The organism is Psychrobacter sp. TB20-MNA-CIBAN-0197 (assembly GCF_040309765.1).
Taxonomy (GTDB): domain Bacteria; phylum Pseudomonadota; class Gammaproteobacteria; order Pseudomonadales; family Moraxellaceae; genus Psychrobacter; species Psychrobacter submarinus.
In genome coordinates, this window is record NZ_JBEOPC010000809.1 from 1 (window position 1) to 262 (window position 262).

Annotated in this window: 1 pseudogene; it reads left to right on the forward strand. The window is 38.9% G+C overall.

Annotation, left to right across the window (positions count from 1 at the left end):
* Positions 1 to 221: pseudogene (locus tag AAEY83_RS16095) on the forward strand (hypothetical protein); the annotation flags it as partial.
* Positions 222 to 262 lie beyond the last annotated feature (41 nt).

The window sequence follows — 262 nt, forward strand, 5'->3', positions numbered from 1 at the left end:
GAGTGAGCTTATACCTCACCGATAAAGGAAAAGAGTTACTTGATAAAGCACCTCAGCCATTGCAAGAACACTTTATTGAAAAGTTTTCTGCACTTGCTGAATGGGAACAGAGCCTTTTACTCTCATCAATGCAGCGTGTAGCCGCAATGATGGATGCAGATAAATTAGATGCATCGCCCCTTCTAGAAGTTGGTGCGCTTACTCAAGCTCCTAAAGAATAAATAATAAAAAAAATACATAGTTTTTGTACTTACCCTAAACG